The organism is Microbacterium sp. As-52 (assembly GCF_049949185.1).
Lineage (GTDB): Bacteria > Actinomycetota > Actinomycetes > Actinomycetales > Microbacteriaceae > Microbacterium > Microbacterium maritypicum_A.
The window spans coordinates 1,843,766-1,863,067 of sequence record NZ_CP188171.1; the positions used below are offsets into that span (position 1 = coordinate 1,843,766).

General features: G+C 65.9%; 16 protein-coding genes. 12 read left to right on the top strand and 4 right to left on the bottom strand.

Annotated elements, in window-relative coordinates; genetic code table 11:
* Position 1 precedes the first annotated feature (1 nt).
* From yidC to ACLFA2_RS08845, 7 genes are all read left to right on the top strand, one after another.
* Positions 2–1,072 carry a membrane protein insertase YidC gene (gene yidC, locus ACLFA2_RS08815; RefSeq protein ID WP_292775905.1) on the top strand — a complete coding sequence of 357 codons (1,071 nt, stop codon included), beginning with the start codon at positions 2–4 and terminating at the stop codon, positions 1,070–1,072.
* Positions 1,069–1,560 carry a protein jag gene (locus ACLFA2_RS08820; protein ID WP_021201388.1) on the top strand — a complete coding sequence of 164 codons (492 nt, stop codon included), beginning with the start codon at positions 1,069–1,071 and terminating at the stop codon, positions 1,558–1,560. Before yidC ends, ACLFA2_RS08820 begins: the two co-directional genes overlap by 4 nt.
* Before the next feature lie 33 nt (positions 1,561–1,593).
* Positions 1,594–2,217: a 16S rRNA (guanine(527)-N(7))-methyltransferase RsmG gene (gene rsmG / locus ACLFA2_RS08825; protein ID WP_029259462.1), complete on the top strand. Its 624-nt coding sequence runs from the start codon at positions 1,594–1,596 to the stop codon at positions 2,215–2,217.
* A 1,915-nt stretch (positions 2,218–4,132) separates the two neighbouring features.
* Positions 4,133–5,059, top strand: a complete 927-nt coding sequence (locus ACLFA2_RS08830; protein ID WP_021201390.1) for a ParA family protein — start codon at positions 4,133–4,135, stop codon at positions 5,057–5,059.
* Positions 5,059–6,030 carry a ParB/RepB/Spo0J family partition protein gene (locus ACLFA2_RS08835; protein ID WP_021201391.1) on the top strand — a complete coding sequence of 324 codons (972 nt, stop codon included), beginning with the start codon at positions 5,059–5,061 and terminating at the stop codon, positions 6,028–6,030. The genes ACLFA2_RS08830 and ACLFA2_RS08835 overlap by 1 nt, the downstream gene beginning before the upstream one ends.
* A 60-nt stretch (positions 6,031–6,090) precedes the next feature.
* Complete coding sequence (locus ACLFA2_RS08840) at positions 6,091–7,539, top strand: sugar porter family MFS transporter (protein WP_231479931.1); 1,449 nt, start codon at positions 6,091–6,093, stop codon at positions 7,537–7,539.
* Between the two features lie 9 nt (positions 7,540–7,548).
* Positions 7,549–7,884: a hypothetical protein gene (locus tag ACLFA2_RS08845; protein ID WP_021201393.1), complete on the top strand. Its 336-nt coding sequence runs from the start codon at positions 7,549–7,551 to the stop codon at positions 7,882–7,884.
* 167 nt (positions 7,885–8,051) lie between these two features.
* On the opposite strand, the gene trxA is transcribed toward ACLFA2_RS08845, so the two are convergent.
* The 4 genes from trxA to ACLFA2_RS08865 form a co-directional block, all read right to left on the bottom strand.
* Complete coding sequence (gene trxA / locus ACLFA2_RS08850; RefSeq protein WP_021201395.1) at positions 8,052–8,375, bottom strand: thioredoxin; 324 nt, start codon at positions 8,373–8,375, stop codon at positions 8,052–8,054.
* A gap of 64 nt (positions 8,376–8,439) precedes the next feature.
* Positions 8,440–9,420 (bottom strand): thioredoxin-disulfide reductase, encoded by a 981-nt coding sequence (gene trxB / locus ACLFA2_RS08855; RefSeq protein WP_426622415.1) that lies wholly within the window; start codon positions 9,418–9,420, stop codon positions 8,440–8,442.
* Between the two features lie 119 nt (positions 9,421–9,539).
* Positions 9,540–11,156 carry a murein biosynthesis integral membrane protein MurJ gene (gene murJ, locus ACLFA2_RS08860; RefSeq protein WP_029259459.1) on the bottom strand — a complete coding sequence of 539 codons (1,617 nt, stop codon included), beginning with the start codon at positions 11,154–11,156 and terminating at the stop codon, positions 9,540–9,542.
* Complete coding sequence (locus ACLFA2_RS08865; protein ID WP_426622416.1) at positions 11,149–13,395, bottom strand: DUF6049 family protein; 2,247 nt, start codon at positions 13,393–13,395, stop codon at positions 11,149–11,151. Before ACLFA2_RS08865 ends, murJ begins: the two co-directional genes overlap by 8 nt.
* A gap of 97 nt (positions 13,396–13,492) precedes the next feature.
* On the opposite strand from ACLFA2_RS08865, the gene ACLFA2_RS08870 reads away from it, so the two are divergent.
* The 5 genes from ACLFA2_RS08870 to ACLFA2_RS08890 all read left to right on the top strand — a co-directional run bounded on the left by ACLFA2_RS08870 (position 13,493) and on the right by ACLFA2_RS08890 (position 19,288).
* Positions 13,493–15,001: a DUF7059 domain-containing protein gene (locus tag ACLFA2_RS08870; RefSeq protein ID WP_426622417.1), complete on the top strand. Its 1,509-nt coding sequence runs from the start codon at positions 13,493–13,495 to the stop codon at positions 14,999–15,001.
* A gap of 28 nt (positions 15,002–15,029) precedes the next feature.
* Positions 15,030–16,085 (top strand): LLM class flavin-dependent oxidoreductase, encoded by a 1,056-nt coding sequence (locus ACLFA2_RS08875; RefSeq protein ID WP_029259456.1) that lies wholly within the window; start codon positions 15,030–15,032, stop codon positions 16,083–16,085.
* Positions 16,086–16,184: 99 nt separating this feature from the next.
* Positions 16,185–16,835, top strand: coding sequence for a dihydrofolate reductase family protein (locus ACLFA2_RS08880; protein WP_029259455.1), 651 nt, complete (start codon positions 16,185–16,187; stop codon positions 16,833–16,835).
* 36 nt (positions 16,836–16,871) lie between these two features.
* Positions 16,872–17,294: a GNAT family acetyltransferase gene (locus tag ACLFA2_RS08885; protein ID WP_021201402.1), complete on the top strand. Its 423-nt coding sequence runs from the start codon at positions 16,872–16,874 to the stop codon at positions 17,292–17,294.
* A gap of 50 nt (positions 17,295–17,344) precedes the next feature.
* Positions 17,345–19,288, top strand: a complete 1,944-nt coding sequence (locus tag ACLFA2_RS08890; protein WP_426622418.1) for an MSCRAMM family protein — start codon at positions 17,345–17,347, stop codon at positions 19,286–19,288.
* Positions 19,289–19,302 lie beyond the last annotated feature (14 nt).

Sequence of the window (19,302 nt, forward strand, 5' to 3'; positions counted from 1 at the left end):
GGTGGGTCTTGACCTTCTGCTCGCCAGTGCGACTCCCAGCCCCGAACCCGCGGCAGGTGGGTTCGATCTGATCGGCACCATCCTGTGGCCGCTCAAGTGGGTCGTCGAGCTCATCCTCGTCGCCTGGCACTGGCTGTTCACCGCCGTCGGGCTTCCTGCGGCATCCGGCATCACCTGGGTGCTGTCGATCGTCGGACTCGTCGTCGTGGTCCGTGCCGCTCTGATCCCGCTTTTCGTGAAGCAGATCAAGAGTCAGCGAAAGATGATGGAAATTGCTCCTGAACTGCGAAAAGTTCAGGAGAAGTACCGCGGCAAGAAGGATCAGCTCTCTCGCGAGGCCATGAGCCGCGAGACCATGGCGCTGTACAAGAAGCACGGCACGACACCGATGTCGAGCTGTCTGCCTCTGCTGGTGCAGATGCCGATCTTCTTCTCGCTGTACAGCGTGCTGAGCGATGTGAGCAAGCATGCGAAGGCAGGTGGTGGTGGCGTCGGACTCCTGAGCCCGGAGCTGACGAAGGAGTTCTACGACGCCAAGCTGTTCGGCGTCGCCTCGCTGCACGAGAACCTCGGCAATGCGATCGATGCGAAGAACACCACGGCGATCGTCATCCTGGTCACGCTCGTCGTCCTCATGATCGCTTCGCAGTTCTTCACACAGCTGCAGATCATCTCGAAGAACCTGTCGCCCGAGGCCAAGACCGGCCAGGCGTACCAGATGCAGAAGATCATGCTCTACGTGCTGCCGCTGGGCTTCATCTTCTCCGGTGTCTTCTTCCCGCTGGGCATCGTCGTGTACTGGTTCATCTCGAACCTCTGGACCATGGGCCAGCAGTTCCTCGTCATCCGCGAGATGCCGACACCCGGTTCAGAAGCCGCCAAGGCTCGCGAGGAGCGCCTCGCCCGCAAGGGTAAGGCCATCGATTCCTCGGGCAAGGTCGTCCCGATGGCCGCTTATGAGGCGGAGCAGCAGCGTCTGCTCGAAGAGGCCGAGAAGGCCAAGGCGGAAGCACCGAAGCGTCAGCAGCCGGTCGGCAAGAAGCGCGCGAAGAAGAAGGGGAGCGGTTCATGAGCGAGACCATGACCGACAGCACCGAGCCCACCGTGGCTCAGCTCGAGAACGAAGGCGACGTCGCCGCGGACTATCTCGAGGAACTCCTCGACATCGCGGACATCGATGGCGACTTGAATCTCGACGTTCGTCAGGGCCGCGCTTATGTCTCGGTCGAGGCCGAGGGAGATGCATTGGCGTTGCTCTCCGCCCCGGATACGGTGCAGGCGCTGCAGGAACTGACGCGTCTCGCGGTGCAGAGCAAGACCGGGTCGTTCTCTCGACTGATCCTCGACATCGCCGGCTCCCGCGACACCCGTCGCCGTCAGTTGGAGACGTTGGTCGATGCCGCCGCCGCGAAGCTCGACGAGGGCTCGTCCCAGGCGTCCCTGCCTTCGATGTCGAGTTACGAGCGCAAGCTGGTGCATGACATTGCTGCCGAACGGGGTCTGGTCTCCGAGTCCTACGGTGAGGGTGCCGACCGCCACACGGTTCTTCGCCGTCGTTGATGTTTCACGTGAAACATCGTTCCCGGGGTAGGTATGAGTGAGCTGGAGCAGGAACCCTCGGTCGCTTCCGATCTATTCGGAGACCGCATCGATGTGGCACGTTCGTTCACTTCTGCTCTCGCTCGCGAGGGGGAAGAGCGGGGCCTCATCGGTCCACTCGAGCTCCCACGGCTATGGACGCGTCACATCCTCAACAGCGTGATCGCTGCTCCCCTCTTTCACGGTTCCGTCGCTGATATCGGCTCTGGTGCCGGACTTCCTGGCCTGGTGCTCGCGATCGCGCGCCCGGACGTGCAATGGACTCTTGTTGAACCGATGGAGCGACGCGTCACCTGGCTCAACGAGCAGGTCGATGGACTGGAGCTCTCGAACGTGACCGTTCTTCGATCGCGTGCGGAGGATGTACGTCCTGCGGAAGGCTTTGATGTCGTGACTGCTCGCGCCGTCAGCGCACTGCGCACCCTGGTTCCGTTGACTGCTCCGCTGGTTCGAGATGGCGGCGAACTCGCTCTCCTCAAGGGAATGAACGCACCGAATGAGATCGAGGCGGCCCAGAAGCAGATCAAGAAGTTCCGTCTGACGGATGTGAGGGTCGAGGTCTTGGGGGAGGGTATCCTCCCCGAGACCACCCGGGTGGTTCGCGCGCGCGTTCGCTAGGACCGTCCAGTTCCACAGAAAGGCGGGGTGTTTCACATGAAACACCCCGCCTTTCTGTGTCGTGCTGTCGGGGCCAGTTTGTCTCGCGCCGGAGTGATGTCGGCTTTGGACGTGATGAATTGTCGGGCGTCTGTTTTCCGTAGAGGCCAGACGACCCGGGGATGCGGTTGGGCTCCCGACGGAGGATCCTGGTGGGAGCGGGCCAAGCATACCGGTGCTCCGTCCTTGCTATGTCTATCTGGGGGAAATCGGGGCTTGGGCGCCGCTCGACGCGGAGATCGCTGAAGTGCCACCCATTGCGCGGCGCACTTCTTCGTCGAGCAGACTAGGGGAGATGTTTCACGTGAAACACTGTGGATAGACGCACCTCATGGCGCAGCCTCTCGTAGTGGTCCTGTGTCTCTAGGTGCTCGAATGGGCGCAATGACGACGTTGTGGGAATAGCCATCTCGGATTGTCGTCGCTGGAGTTGTCGCGGGCTGCCAGCGTGATGGCTTGTGGGTGTGGGTGTGGGTGTGGGTGTGGGTGTGGGTGTGGGTGTGGGTTTGGGTTTGGGCGTGGGAGTGGCAGATGCGCACCAAGGAATGTGGTGCGCAGGCTTGCTGCCGGCGGGGACCCGGTGATGCCGATCACGCTTACTGCCTGGTTTCACGTGAAACGCTGACGTTGCGTACAGGCGCGAGATCGACGGCTCAAGCTCCACCGAGTCCCCCTTGATGGAGCGAGCACTATGTCGACCCCACCTTCGTGGATGCCCATCTGCCACGTTCACGGTTCTCGATGGCTTTGGAACGGTGTTTCACGTGAAACGTTCCCGCCTGTTCGTCGGTTATCGCGCGTGAAAACGGTTCTGCCGTGGAGAACCGCACGAGCGACATTGATCTGGAGAGGCGCGGATAGTGGGGTGGGGGAGGGCGGTGGCCACTGTCTTTTGCTTGCGAGACGTATCCCTCCAAGGGTCGATCTCTTCCATGTGCGCCTCATTTATGTGCGTTTCACCTATGTGCGCCTGACCTTTTGGCCACCGAGCGCCGGTGTTGCGGATTGCGGCCTCTCTTGTGAAGGGGGGCTCCCTGTAGATCTGCGACTCGCCGCAAGACTGGGACTTCCTGTGGAGAGTGGTCTTCGCGGGGAAGCGCGATCTGGTCGCCGCTTCCCGCTCCGAGGTGCGGGGATTCGCGTGGTTGTCCTCCCAACGCATGGTCAGGTGTGGATGCACTTCCTCCAGGAATCACTGCGCTGGTATTAGTGTCCGATCTCGTCCGTGCAGCCCTTCTTCACTCATGTTTCACGTGAAACGGTTCGAGGTACCGTGGTTGCGCCGCGGGCAGTCATATCGAGGTACGTCCTTACGAGGCTGATCGGCAGCAGTGGGGCTCGCGCGGTGTGCGTGAGTCCCGCGCCCCGGCGCAAGCGGCTTTCTCCGTGAGCGCAGTACGGACGAGTTGATGTGAGGAAGAACGCCGCTCTGCGCCAGGCCCTGTAAACCTTCGGTTCAGGCGCATAGCTCGGTCAGCGCGGCTAGGAGAGTGCGGCTCAGGTATTGCGGCTAGGGGTGCGGTCAAGGGAATGTAGTTCAGGGAGTGCGCTTCGGTTGGGGTGCACGGGCTTGGGAACACATTTCAGGAGACGCGGCTCGGCACGAAAGTCCATGGCGCCCCGAAACTGACATACCCAGGCTGTGCCCCGCTGTCGTTCTGCCGGGGAGGAAGCGGCTCCCAGGGTGCACGCGCCTCGCGAACGACCCCCGTTTCACGTGAAACAACGGCCTCGACCGCCAAAGGGGCCCTCAGACCTCCTGAGATCTCGGATCCCTTTCCGCCCGCAACGTACCCTCGAAGGGCCCACGGCGTACGCTCCGTCATCGAAGGTCAGTCCCAGCGATTAGAGTGGAACGCGGCCCCGAAAGGAGTGGATGTTTCACGTGAAACAGTCCGAGAAGACGTCATCGAACGGATCGTTCGGGATGGATACGCCGCTCGCGCGGGAACTCGCTGACCTCTCCGCGCGCCGGCGCGCACTCGAGGCCACCACCGTGGAGTTCACCGGGGAAACCCGTGTGCTGACGGTGTCGAATCAGAAGGGCGGTGTGGGCAAGACCACTACCGCCGTGAACATCGCCTCCGCCCTGGCGGGAATGGGGGCGAAGGTTCTGGTCATCGACCTCGACCCCCAAGGCAATGCGTCCACGGCCTTGGGTGTGCCGCACAGCGCTGAGATTCCCAGCGTCTACGACGTACTGATCGATGAGCTCCCACTGGCGGACATCGTGCAGGAGAGCCCCGAGGATTCGAACCTCTTCTGTGCGCCGAGCACCATCCATCTCGCGGGTGCAGAGATCGAACTCGTTGCACAGGTCGCCCGAGAGCATCGCCTGCGTCGCGCGCTCGAGGCGTACCTGGCCGACCACCCTATGGATTTCGTCATCATCGACTGCCCCCCTTCGTTGGGGCTGCTCACGATCAACGCCTTCACGGCCGCCACCGAGGTCTTCATCCCGATCCAGTGCGAGTACTACGCCCTCGAGGGATTGAGTCAACTGCTCGGGAGCATTCAGATGATCCAGAAGCACCTGAATCCGGTCCTTCACCTCTCCACGATCCTGCTCACGATGTTCGATGGTCGTACGCGCCTGGCGCAGCAGGTCGCCGAAGAGGTGCGTACGCACTTCCCGGAGCAGGTACTCGAGACGGTCATCCCGCGTTCCGTCCGGGTATCGGAGGCCCCCAGCTTCGGTCAGACCGTGATCGCTTACGACGGTCAGTCCGCCGGCGCGATCGCGTACCGTGAGGCCGCTGTTGAAATCGCGTCGCGCACAGCGACGCAGAGCAAGGAGAAATGATGGCGAAGCGCACTGGGCTGGGTCGGGGTATCGGCGCCCTCATCCCCACAGCTGATCAGTCGGAACGTCCCGTCGACGTGTTCTTCCCTGGTGCGAGCCTGCGACAGGCGAACGCGGAGACCGCGCCGGAGGTGGAAGCCGACGCACCCGATCTCGAGATCGTCCCCGGCATCCACCTGATCCAGGTCGACCCGAACACGATCGTCGCCAACCCCCGCCAGCCTCGAACACACTTCAACCCCGAAGATCTGGCAGAACTGGTGCACAGCGTGCGTGAGTTCGGTGTGCTGCAGCCCGTCGTGGTTCGCAAGAACACCGAGGGACAGTACGAGCTCATCATGGGCGAGCGGCGCACTCGTGCCGCTCGCGAGGCAGGTCTCGACGTCATCCCCGCGATCGTCCGCGACACCGCCGACGAAGATCTCCTGCGGGACGCGCTACTCGAGAACCTTCACCGCTCCGAGCTGAACCCGCTGGAAGAGGCCTCGGCCTATCAGCAGCTGCTCGAAGACTTCGGTATCACCCAGGAAGAGCTGGCCACTCGTATCGGACGCTCTCGTCCGCAGATCAGCAACACGATCCGTCTGCTGAAACTGCCGGTGCCGGTGCAGCAGCGGGTGGCGGCGGGAGTCCTGACCGCGGGCCACGCACGCGCGATCCTCAGCCTCGACAATCCCGAGTCCATGCAGCGCCTCGCGGACAAGGTCGTGAACGAAGACCTGTCGGTGCGCGCCACGGAGGAAGCGGCCAAGTCGCAGCCCAGCGCCGGCAAGTCCGTGAAGCCGACTCCCGGTGCACGACGTGCGTACCTCGATGAGGTCGCCGGCAAGCTCGGTGACCGGTTGAACACCCGGGTGAAGATCGCTCTAGGTGCACGAAAAGGCCAGGTCACGATCGACTTCGCTTCGATCCAGGATCTCAACCGCATTCTCGAAGAACTGGGAGAGGGCGGCTACGGCTCGTCGAAGTGATCTCCCGACAGGAGCAGCGCTAGCCTAGACTCGCGTCATCGTGACGACGAGGGGGATGTCATGTCGAGAACAGCCGGCCCAGCAGCCATCAAGCGCCGTGTGATCGCCGTCAGTATCGCGGCCGCGTTGGGTGGTTTCCTCTTCGGATTCGACACCGCCGTGATCAACGGCGCCGTCGACGCGCTGGCGGGCGACGTCTCGGGGTTCGATCTCGGGACTGCCCTGAAGGGCTTCGCCGTGTCTTCGGCCCTCATCGGCTGCGCCGTCGGTGCCTGGTTCGCGGGTCCGGTCTCCAACAAATACGGCCGCATCCCGGTCATGGTCGTCGCCGCCGCGATGTTCTTCATCTCCGCCATCGGTTCCGGTCTCGCCTTCAGCGTCGTCGATCTCATCATCTGGCGAGTCATCGGGGGCCTCGGCGTCGGTGCTGCCTCGGTGATCGCACCGGCCTACATCGCCGAGGTATCGCCGGCCGCCATCCGCGGGCGCCTCGGCTCCCTGCAGCAGCTCGCCATCGTCACCGGTATCTTCGCGGCACTGCTCTCCGACGCACTGCTCGCCGGTATCGCCGGTGCCGCGGACCAGCCGCTGTGGGGTCTCACCGCGTGGCGCTGGATGTTCATGGTGGCCGCGATCCCTGCCCTGGTCTACGGGCTCATGTCGCTTCGGCTGCCGGAATCTCCGCGATATCTGGTGCGCAAGGGTGAGCTGAAGAGAGCTGCCGACGTTCTCGAGACCGTCACCGGGACCGTCGATGTGCAGGGGAAGATCGACGAGATCACCGGAACCATCGACACGGAGCGCTCGGAGTCGCTGCGTGACCTGCGCGGCAACCGTCTCGGCCTGAAGCCGATCGTCTGGATCGGCATCCTGCTGTCGGTGTTCCAGCAGTTCGTCGGCATCAACGTGATCTTCTACTACTCGACGACCCTCTGGCAGTCGGTGGGCTTCGACGAATCCAGCGCTCTGCTCACCTCCGTCATCACCTCGGTCACGAACATCGTCGTCACGATCGTGGCGATTCTGCTGGTGGACAAGATCGGTCGCCGGATCATGCTGCTGGTGGGTTCCGTCGGGATGACCGTGACGCTGGGCCTCATGGCGGTGGCATTCTCGTTCGGCACGCTGGACGCGCAGGGGACGGCGACGCTTCCCGACCCGTGGGCCACCATCGCCCTGATCTGCGCGAACGGTTTCGTCGTGTTCTTCGGCGCGAGCTGGGGTCCGCTGGTGTGGGTCCTGCTGGGCGAGATCTTCCCGAACTCGATCAGAGCCGGTGCTCTCGCCGTCGCGGCTGCAGCGCAGTGGGTCGCGAACTTCTTCATCTCCACGACGTTCCCGGCGTTCGCTGAGATCGGCCTCACGTTCGCCTACGGGTTCTACGCGTTCTTCGCGCTCCTGTCGTTCTTCTTCGTGTTCTTCAAGGTGCCGGAGACCAAGGGCAGGGAGCTCGAAGACATGACCGAGAACATGAAGGTGGAGCGCCGGAGGGGCCCGCAGCCGACGTAGGCTTGAAGTATGACCGAGTCCGTACAGCGTCGCGCCAGCCTGGAAGTGCTGCGTGCCGAAGCGGCGGACGAACTCGCGGTCCTCATCCAGGAGCGCCTTCTCGGGGGAGAGGACCCCTGGGAGTTCATGGAGGAGCTCCCCAGCGTCGATGAGCTCGTCGTCTACCTGTTGCGCGCGGACAACATCAATGCGAACGACGGTGTGCGTCCCAATGCGGCCCGACACTATCGCGTGCTCCGGCAGATCGCCCTGGAGTACCCGGAGCTGACATCGGCTGTCTGGGGCCTGCTGGACGAGAAGCAGCGGCACCGCCGCTGGGATCCGACCGTCGCCGACGCCTCCTGAGGTGGGCGTGGTTCTCGTTCCCCACGATCCGAGCTGGGCAGCGGTCTTCGAGAACGTCGCGGTGCACGACAAGCACTGAGACGAACGGCGTCGCGGCCGCGATGCGACGCGGAGACGAAGAAGGGGCCGTACCTCCCCGGGAGGTACGGCCCCTTCTTGTCAGAGGATCAGCCGATGAATGCGGCGAGGTCCTTCTCGAGCGCGAACTTGGGCTTGGCGCCGATGATGGTCGTCTTGACCTCACCACCGTGGAAGACCTTCATCGCCGGGATCGACGTGATCTGGTACTTCATCGCCAGCTCGGGGTTCTCGTCGACGTTGAGCTTGAGGATGGTGATCTTGTCGGGGTTGTCGGCCTGGATCTCGTCCAGAACCGGAGCGACCATACGACACGGACCGCACCACTCAGCCCAGAAGTCCACCAGCACCGGACCGTCGGCCTGCAGAACGTCCTGCTCCCAGGTCGCCTGGCTCGTAGCCTTTGCACTCATCAGAGTTCTCCTTGATTCGAGGTTCGTCTGCTACAACAGCCGACGAGGGGAAAGTGTTCCCGGGCTATGCCGAGGCGGTGAGGATCTCAGCGGCCTCGGCTGCCGGGACCTCGACGGAGGCGTCTTCGAAGTCTGCGAGGAAGTGCTCCGCGTCGAGAGCGGCGACCGTCCCCGTGCCGGCAGCCGTGATGGCCTGACGATAGGTGGGGTCGATGACGTCGCCGGCAGCGAAGACTCCGGGAACCGAGGTCTTCGACGAACGGCCGTCGACCCAGATGGTGCCTTCCGACGTCAGCTCGAGCTTGTCGTGCACGAGGTGCGTGCGCGGGTCGTTGCCGATGGCGATGAAGAGTCCGTCGAGCGGGAGGTCGCTGAGGGTGCCGTCAACGGTCGAGCGCAGCTGCACGCCGGTCACGGAGTCACCACCGAGCACTTCGGCGACCTCACTGTTCCACACGAACTCGATCTTCTCGTTCGCGAAGGCGCGCTCCTGCATGATCTTCGACGCTCGCAGGGTCTCCTTGCGGTGGATGACGTAGACCTTGTCGGCGAAACGGGTGAGGAACGTGGCCTCTTCCATCGCGGAATCGCCGCCTCCGACGACCGCGATCGTCTTCTCGCGGAAGAAGAACCCGTCGCACGTGGCACACCAGGAGACGCCGTAGCCCGAGAGGCGCTCTTCACCTTCGATGCCGAGCTTGCGGTAAGCGGAACCGGTCGCGTAGATCAGGGACTGCGTCTCGTGCTCCGCACCGCTGCCGAGGATGACCTTCTTGACGGGACCGTCGAGCTGCAACTCAGTGACGTCGTCGTAGACGACCTCGGTGCCGAACTTCTCCGCCTGCTCCTGGAACTTGGCCATGAGCTCCGGTCCCTGGATGCCTTCGGGGAAGCCCGGGTAGTTCTCGACCTCGGTGGTGTTCATCAGCTCGCCGCCGACCTCGACGGAGCTCGCGATGAGCAGCGGCTTGAGGTTCGCCCTGGCCGCGTAGATGGCAGCCGTGAATCCGGCGGGGCCGGAGCCGATGATGATGACCTGACGCATGTGCTCTCCGTCTTAGAAACTGCAGTCGAATGACCTTCGAATGCTTCAACCCATGGTAGCCGCGAGGCATTCCCCGCACAGTCTGTGCCGCTGCGCTGGGAGAAGCCTCCGGGGTGGGATCAGCGACCGGGCAGGAAGCGACGGATGAGGGCGCTGCCGGCCTTGAGCTCAGGGGCACGCAGGAGAGCGAGAATCGCGATGTAGACGATCACCACGACGAGCCCGATGATCGCAGTGCCGAGGGCGCCCTGGATCTTGTCATCCATCGTCCAGCCTGCGGTTCCTCCCAGCAGGGCGAACGCTCCCCAGCCAGCGAGACCCGCGGGGACGCCGGCGATCGCGAAGCGAACGATGGCGGACATCCAGGAACGGATCTGCAGGCCGCCGATCTTGCGATGCAGCAGCCACGTGGCGACGATCGTCTGCAGGATGCTCGCGATGGACTGACCGAGCGCGACCGCCGCGGCGAGGGACGTGAGGGGGATGATTCCCGCTTCGCGCATGCCCAACGCGATGAGCGCCGTCACCACGATGAGCACGCACTGGAAGATCGTGAACCAGAACGGGGTGCGCGTGTCGTCGTACGCGTAGAACGTGCGCTGCACGATGAACAGGACCGTGAGCGGGATGAGCCCGACGAGATAGGCGAGCAGCACCAGGGCGGCTGCCTGGGCGTCGTCGGCGGAGGCGGTGAACACCCGAGAAGCAGGGATGGCTGCGGCCGCGACGGCTGCCGTTGCCGCGACGATGAAGAAGAGCAGTGTGCGGATGCTCTGCGCGATGTCGGCACGGACTTCATCGTCGCGGCCGGCGGCGGCGTGACCGCTGATCTGCGTGAAGTAGGGAGTGCCGATCGAGAGCACGATCACCGAGTACGGGAGCATGAAGATGAGCCAGGCATTCGCCGTCACGGTGGCGGAAGCACCGAAACCGGCGACCTCGCTGACGATGTAGCCCTGGAGGACTCCGGCGGAGAGACTCGCGAACGCCATGAGGAAGGTCCAGCCCGCCAGCCGTCCGACATTCCCGAGTCCGACACCCCGCCAGCGGAAGTCGGGTTTCAATGCGAGACCCGTGCGACGCCAGAAGAGAAGCAGGACGACGGCCTGGAGTGCGATGCCGAGAGTGGCCGTGCCACCCAGCAGCGTGATCATCTGCGGCGTCCAGTCGGCGGCCTTCGTGGACACCGGCCCGAACAGGGCACCGAGCGCGAGGAAACCGGCGATCGACACGATGTTGTTGACGACGGGCGCCCAGGTGAACGGACCGAAGATCTTCCGCGCGTTGAGAGCCTCGCCGAGCATCGCGTAGAGGCCGTAGAGGAGGATCTGGGGAAGACACCAGTATGCGAGTGCCGTCGCGAGCGCGAGAGTGGCCTCGTTCGCCTTGCCGGCGACCAGGTGGACGAGCCAGGGCGCCGCGGCGGTCGCGATCCCCGTCACCACCACGAGCACCACGGTGCCGAGGGTGAAGAGCTTCGAGATGAACGCGTTGCCGCCGTCGGCATCCGCTGTCGCCTTCACGATCTGCGGGACGATGACGGCGGTGAGGATTCCGACCGAGATGAGGGAGAAGACGCTGTTCGGCAACTGGTTCGCATAGGTGAACGCGTCTGCTGCTTGCGATGCGACCGAGCCGAGGACGCCGACGAGCACGATGCTGCGGAGCAGGCCGGTCAGTCGAGAGACGAGGGTGCCGGCGCCGATGATGGCGCTCGCGCGGCCGAGACTACTCAATCTGTCTCCCGTCGCCGGTCTTGTCTCCAGTCGCCGGTGCAGGAGCATCGGATTCGGCTTCCACGACCACCTCGTCTTCCGTGGACACCTCCGCCTCCGCGGCCACCTCGTCGAGTTTCTCGAGCTCGGCCTCCGCCTCGGCCTCCTCAGCAGCCTCGTGGCGCTTGCGGCGGACCGTCCGGATCACACCGAGGGTGATCAGGAGGACGGCGAGACCTCCGAAGATGACCAGACCGATGGTCTCCCACTCGGCGCGAACGGCGACTCGGATCTCCTGCTGACCGTGGATCTGCACGCCGGTGGGGCTGTAGAGGCTGAGCCGCAGGTCGACCTCACCGCTGCCGACGCGTGCCGATACCGGGACCTTGACGCGCTTCGTCGAGTTCGCCTCGACGACGGTCTCGGTCATCGGGGTGACTTCGAGGCGCGGGTCGGTCGGCGAGACGAACAGCTGCACCGTCACCGGCCACGGAAGGTCGTTGCGCACGGCGATCGGCAGGTCGGCGTTGGCCGTGAGCAGCTGGATGGTGCTGGACGGCGGGATGCTCACGGCCGCGAGCGTCTCCGTGGTGCGCTTCCGGTGCTTCTCGACACCGTCGGCGAAGGACTTCGCCGACGATCCGACGGCCAGCGTGCGGAGGATCCTGATGCGCTCGGGGCTCAGCAGCACCTGGGGGTCGGTGAGGATCGAGGAGAAGGCGGTGAGAGTGCCCTCATCGGCGAGGAGCTCGTTGACCGCGGTGGCGCGAGCGGGATCGGCCTGGGAGGTGAGGGCGGCCGGAACCGGCGGTGTCGCGCGGAGCGCGGACAGCTCGAATCCGATCGAATCGGCGGCCGAGATCGCGTCGCGCAACGCGTCGGCGTCGCGGTTCTCGTCGCGGTCGAGTCCGACGAGCAGGGGGGCACCGGCGACGCGATCCTCGGCGAGCAGGAGCAGAGCAGCGGCCTCGGCGAGGAGGCGCTGGCGATCGAGCGGGTCCGCTTCGGCCGCGACGTCGGACAAGGACGCGGACAGGCCCGTGTCTGTGACCAGGAGGTCGTTTCCGCCGAGCGTGGCGTGCGCCGCACTCTGTCCGCCGAGCGCTGCCGAGGAGACGACCGTGGTCGTGCCCTCGCCGAGGTAGCGCGTGAACGAGGAGAGGTCGTCGGGTCCGAGGTCGTCGTCCGGCCACAGGATTCGAGGAAGGGCACCCTCGACGGCCGTGAGCTCCTGGTCGTCAGGAAGCTGCGGCGTGTTGGTCGGGCTGGGGGACGGGCCCGGCGTCGCGCTCGGTCCGTCCGTCGAGGAGACGCTGGCAGGTGCCTGCGGGAAGTTCGCGGGATCGAGGAACGGAGCCAGCGTCGTCGGCTGCAGGAGTGCGGGTAGCCCCGCCTGTGCCTGAGCGGTGGCATCCGCATCACCGAACTGCAGTGCGAACCGTGCGTTGGGCAGAGCTTCGAGACGGGTGAGCCAGTCCTGGGCCGACCGCGGCGCTGAGGAGCCGAGCACGCGGATGGCCGTGAGGATCGACGGGTCGATCGCGAGCACCGCGGTGGTTCCTGCGACACCGTCGAGCTGAGCGGTGAGAGCACCGTCCGGCGCGGTGAGCGCGGCGAGTTCGTCAGAACTGAGCAGCGCCCCACCCTCCGGCGTCGCGGTGACCGGGACCAGGACACCGACCTGCGTCGTCTGGGAGTCCGCCACGACCAGCACGCTCGTGGCGGCGGCCGCGACGGCTGTCGCGCGATCGTCGGTGGCGCTCGCCGTCTTCGCGCCGGTGAGCTCTGCGCGCAGCGGGTACACACCAGGGGTGAGATCGGAGAGGGTGTCGGCGGGCACGAAGACCGTCGCCGTGGCCGACGTGTCGGCCTCGAGTGGCGCCGTCGTCTCGGAACCGATCGTCGCGAAGTCGCCAGGAGCCTCACCCTCGTCGAGCCAGCTCGTGACCGACGCCTCATCCGTCAGGGGAGTCTTGCTGAGCTCCACCTGCACCTGACCGCCGGAGAGCTTCGAATCCGTGTCGTTCTGCAGCGTAATCATCGCCGTGGTCGCGGAACCGGGGGCGACGAGCCCCCGCAGACCTGCGGAGACATGGAACCCGATGCTCTGCTCGTCGTCTGAGGAGGATCCGCCGGCGGCGATGGCGGTGCTCGGGAGAGCGACCGTGTAGGCGCCCAAAGCGATCGCGAGTACAGCGGTCCCGCCTGCGAGCCTTCGCAGGCGCGCACGGAAGCCGTGCTCGGGGGTGATCGCGGTCATGAAGGTCTTCCTCGAACGCCCGGAAAAGGGCTGATCGTGAGTACTGACCCCCTGATTCTAGGAGGCCTGGGGAAGGAGAACCCTGAAGACGCGTAGAGTGACGGCCGTGTCCGACACCCCCGCACCCCACACCGACCCGCTTCTCGTCGCCGCACTCGCTTCTGATCTCGACGCCGCCGACCTGCGTTCCGCGCCCCTTCGCCGACTGTGGGGCGAGGAGGCCGACGATGCCCTCGCCCGCGGGATGAGAGAGCCTATCCTGCGCGCGATCGCCGGTGACGGGGGCGTGCTGGCGACCCTGGGGCGCCTCCTGGTGCTCGGCATGCCGCAGCCGCGGGTGGCGGTCGCCACCGCATTACCGCAGCTCGGAGTGGACGGGCTCGTGGCGCTCGCACTCGCGAAAGCCGATGCCGATACCGTGACCCCGACCGTCCTGCTGCGTCCACAGTCGTTCGTAGACGCCGACGGCGTCGGGGAGTGGTGGATCGCCAGCGACCTCGATGAGGTCGCGCTCGACGGCCCTCTTCCTCTCGACCACGTGCTCGGGGTCGGCGGGGCGTCGCGCACTCTCGCCGAGACGATCGTTCCCATCCAGGTCGATCGCGCGCTCGATCTGGGGACCGGGTGCGGGATCCAGGCGCTCCTCGTCGCCCGTCGGGCCGGCACCGTGATCGCGACCGACATCTCGGAGCGCGCCCTGGCCTTCGCGGAACTCAACGCCCGCCTCAACGGCGTGGCCAACATCGAGTTCCGACACGGCAGCATGTTCGAGCCCGTCGCGGGCGAGGCCTTCGACCTGATCGTCTCCAACCCGCCGTTCGTCATCACCCCCCGGATGGACGGCGTCCCGGCGTACGAATACCGCGACGGCGGACTGGAGGGAGACGCGCTCGTCGAGCAGTTCGTGCGGAGCGCACCCGCGTATCTGACGCAGCACGGCATCGCCCAGCTGCTCGGCAATTGGGAGTCGCGGGCCGGGATCACGGGCCTCGCACGTCTCGACGCGTGGGTGCCGAGCGACATCGACCTCTGGGTGATCGAACGCGAGGAGCTGTCGCCGCTCGGCTACGCGGAGTTGTGGATCCGTGACGGCGGCACCACACCCCGCGACCCTGCATTCACCCCGTTGCTGACCGCCTGGCTCGACGACTTCGCCGCGCGAGGGGTGACGTCGGTCGGATTCGGCTACGTACTGATGCGGCGAGGCTCGACGCCTCCGCTTCGCCGTACGGAGCGCATCGCCCAGCCGGTCTCCAACGTCGGTGCCGCTCTCGGTACCGGGCTGGCCGCGCACGACGCCCTCGCCGACGGGCTTCCTGCAACGCTGGTGACGGCACCCGATGTCACCGAGGCCCGGCACCTGCTTCCGGGCAACGACGACCCGAGCGTCATCGAGCTGCGACAGGGCGGCGGCTTCGCCCGGACGGTGAACGTGGATCCCGCGCTCGCCGGGTTCGTGGGCGCGTGCGACGGCGAGCTCACCGTGGTGCAGATCGTCTCGGCGCTGGCCGACCTCTTCGAGGTTCCGCTCCCGGATCTGTGGGCCGAGATCGAGCCACGCATCCGGTCACTCGTGCTCGACGGCATCCTGGTACCGGGGGAATAGACGGCGTTTCCATGCGTTGGAATAGATCATGAAGGCTTTCGGATTCCTCTCCTTCGGGCACTATGCGGATGTGCCCGGCTCAGCGACCCGCACCGCGGGGGACATGCTGAAGCAGACGATCGCGATCGCCGAGGGCGCAGACGAGATCGGCGTGAACGGCGCATACGTTCGTGTGCACCACTGGGCGCGTCAGGCGGCTTCGCCGATGCCCCTGTTGACGGCCATGGCCGCGCGCACGAAGCGCATCGAGGTCGGCACCGGGGTGATCGACATGCGCTACGAGAACCCGTTCCAGTTCGCGGAAGAAGCGGCTGCGCTGGATCTGATCTCCGACGGACGCATCGCGCTCGGGGTGAGCCGCGGTTCACCCGAGACGGCTCTGCGCGGCTATGAGACCTTCGGCTACGTCGATGAGGAGGACACCGAGCGCGGGAGCGTCATCGCCCGGGAGAAGTTCGACCTGTTCCTGCGCGCGATCGACGGCGAGGGAATCGCCCCCGGTGATCCCCGCATGGTGGGCGCCGGACGCTACCTCGCGATCGAGCCGCAGTCGCCGACGCTTCGCGATCACGTCTGGTGGGGATCGGGCTCGCGTCCCACCGCGATCGAGACGGGTCGCAAGGGCCTGAACATGATGAGCTCGACGCTCGTCACCGAGGCCACAGGGCAGCCGTTCCACGAGTTGCAGCGTGAGCAGATCGACCTCTTCCGCTCGGCGTACAAGGAGGCCGGTCACACCGGCACACCGCGCGTCTCGGTCAGTCGCAGCGTGTTCCCGCTGGTGTCCGATATGGACCGGGCCTACTTCGGCCTTCGCAGCGAGGAGAACGCCGACCAGATCGGCATCATCGACGGCTTCCGTTCCACGTTCGGCAAGACCTATGCGGCGGAGCCCGACGTGCTGATCGAACAGCTGAAGCAGGACGAGGCGGTGATGGCCGCTGACACCCTGATGCTGACGATCCCGAACCAGCTCGGACCGGAGTACAACCTGCATGTGCTGGAGTCGTTCGCGAAACATGTGGCACCCGCACTCGGATGGAAGCCGAACACGGAAGGGCCCGTTCAGGGCGACGCCATCTGATCAAGACCCTCGTCCTTGACAAGGCGTCGCTGAACGCTGACGCTGGGTGACGGCGCGTCGATGGACGCGTCGTCACCCCGTGCAGTTCCGGAGGCAGTCATGACCCGTGTTCGCGTCGATCTCAACATCTCGCTCGACGGCTTCGCCACGACGACGGATCAGACTCCCGAGAACCCGTTCGGCGAGGACTGGGGGCGGTTGACGGCGGCATATACGGCAACCCGCACGTTCCACGAACGCGTCTTCCATGACACCAGCGGGGCGGGCACCACCGGCGTGGACGAGAAGTACGCCTCGCACTACTTCGAGAACATCGGCGCCGAGATCATGGGGGCCGGGATGTTCGGGCTCCACGCGAACCAGGACGACCCCGACTGGCGCGGATGGTGGGGAGAGGAGCCGCCGTTCCAGGCTCCGGTGTTCGTGCTCACGCACACCCCGCGTCCGTCGATCGAGTTCGCCAACGGCACGAGCTTCCACTTCCTGTCTGCCGAGCCCGAGGAGGCGCTCCGGAAGGCGGTCGCCGCTGCGGATGGACGCGACGTGCGCGTCGGAGGCGGGGCGACGACCGTGCGCGAGTACCTTCGCGCCGGACTCGTCGACGACCTGCATGTGGGGATCACGCCGATCCTGATCGGCAGCGGGATCCGCCTGTGGGACGACCTGCGCGGGTTCGAGTCGGGCTACCGCGTGACCTCGGAGGTCGCCGAGTCCGGTGTCACGCACATCACGTTCTCCCGCGAGGGCTGACCCGGGCAGGCGGGGTCGATCTGGAAAGCTGGACCGGTGCGCATCCGACCGTTCCAGCCCGAAGACACCGATGCCGTCGTGGCCCTGTGGGAGACCGCAGGTCTCACGAGACCGTGGAACGACCCGCTTCAGGACATCGCCCGCAAGGCGACAGTGCAGCCGCATCTCTTCGTGGTGGCGGAGGACGAGACAGGGCGGATCCTCGGTTCGGTCATGGCCGGCTACGACGGACATCGCGGGTGGATGAACTATCTCGCCACGCATCTCGATGCACGAGGGCTCGGGGTGGGCAGGGCACTCGTCGCCCACGTCGAGGCCGGTCTGCGCGAGCTGGGCTGCCCCAAGGTGAACCTGCAGGTGCGGTCGGGGAACGCCCAGGTCGTCGAGTTCTACCGACGCCTCGGCTACGAGATCGACGACACGGTCGACCTGGGCAAGAGGCTCATCGCCGACGTGTAGTCGGGAGGAATCCACTTCTCAGCGATCCGGTATATCAGTACGCTGACGCCATGCGTTTTCGCCGCAACGGGATCATCGCCGGATCGATCGTCCTCATCGCCGTGCTCGTCGGCGCCCTTCCTGCCGCGGCGGCGGTGACGTCGTGGGCTACGTGGGGCCCGCTCGCCGGCACGAGCGGTGCCTACACGACGACGGTGCAGGTGGCGCCCGATCCTGCGCTCACCGCCACCATGACCAGCGACTCTCGCGCCGGGCAGGTCGGGGTCATCTCCGGGACGTCGATCTGGCTGTCCGAGGGCACACCCATCGGGGCGAAGTACGGATCGAGCAGGGACCAGCCGTACCTGAATCTGCGGCCCAAAGCCGACAACGCGATGAGTCCCTCGACGACGACCTACTCATTCGCCGCACCCACTCCGACCTCGGGATGGGCCTTCGCGCTCGGCGACATCGACTCCGACAGCGTGCGCATCCACGCCGTCGCGCCCGACGGGCACGTGTTGAGTGCCGCCGAGCTCGGCCTCCGAGACCGCTTCAACTACTGCGCCCCGGGTGTCGCCGGAAAGCCGGCGTGCAACGGTGCGGCGGACGACGTCCCGGCATGGGATGCCACGACCCTCACCCTGACCGGAAACCCCGCGGCCGCCGACACCAACGGCTCCGCGGCCTGGTTCGAGCCCTCGACCCCCATCCGCTCCCTCAGCTTCATCTTCACCCGCCGGGCCGGTCTTCCCGTCTACCAGACCTGGTTCGTCTCGGCAGCGAACGACATCCGAGGCACCGTCACAGACGCGGTCACCGGTCCTCTGGGCGGTGTCGCCCTGACGCTGACAGACGGCAACGGCTCGATCGTCGACAGGACGACCACTGCATCGGACGGCACCTATTCGTTCCCCGGTTTCATCGCCACCGACGGATACCGCGTGAGCGTGACGGCACCCGAGGACAAGATCGCGGTCGGACAGACCACGACCCCGGTCAACCTCAGCGGCGGCAACGCCGAGGGGGTCGACTTCACGGTGCGAGACATCATCCCCTCGCCCGTCACCGGTCTGGTTGTCGACGTGGACGGCAACCCGATGGCGGGTATCGCGGTCACGATCGGCGGACAGACCATGATGACCGACGCTGATGGACGGTATCTGTTCGACATGGTCCTGGACGGGCCGCAGGAAGCGAGCATCGCCCGTCCGACCGGATACACCGTCGTCAGCGCCCCGCCGGGGTTCGTGGTTCCCGCAGACAACGAGGATCTGATCACCCTCGCCGACTTCGTCATCAAGGCGGATCCGAGTCTGAGCGGCGCCGTACGGTGGAATGGAAGCGGGGTGCCCGGCGTCACGGTCACCGCTGTGCTGCAGGGTGGGGACACGCTCACGGCCGTGACCGGAGCGGACGGCGGATATGCGTTCCCGCGCCTGCCCGCCGGCAGCTACACGGTGACGATGACGACGCCCGAGGGGTATATCGCCACATCTCCTGTCAGCCGCACCGCACCAGTCGCGGGAACGGACGTCACGGGTGTGGACTTCGACCTGGCGCGGTTGGGGGCCATCGACGGCACGGTGCGCACCGACGGCGGCACTCCCATCGGGGGTGTGGTGATCGACGTGAATGGACCCGGGGGTCCCCAGCAGTACACGACTGGCGCCGACGGCACCTACGGTCTCGGCAGCCTCGCTCCTGGAACCTACGAGCTGAGCGTGCGCACGCCGAACGGCAGCAGTGTGGTCGGCGCGGCGACCCGCACCGTCGTGATCTCCGCTGCCGGCGAGTCCATCGAGGGGCAGGACTTCACTCTCGGGGCGGTCGTCGGCCCACCATCGCCGTCGCCCGGTCCTTCGACCGGAAACGGGAACAGCAGCGGCAGCGGACGACTGCCTGCAACCGGACTCGGACCCGAGACGTTCGCCTGGGCGGCAGGCGGTGCGGTCGTGATCATCCTCGGCGCGACTCTCCTGATCGTCTCCCGCCGGCGCTCAGGGCGGCAGTAGCCCGGTGGCCGCGA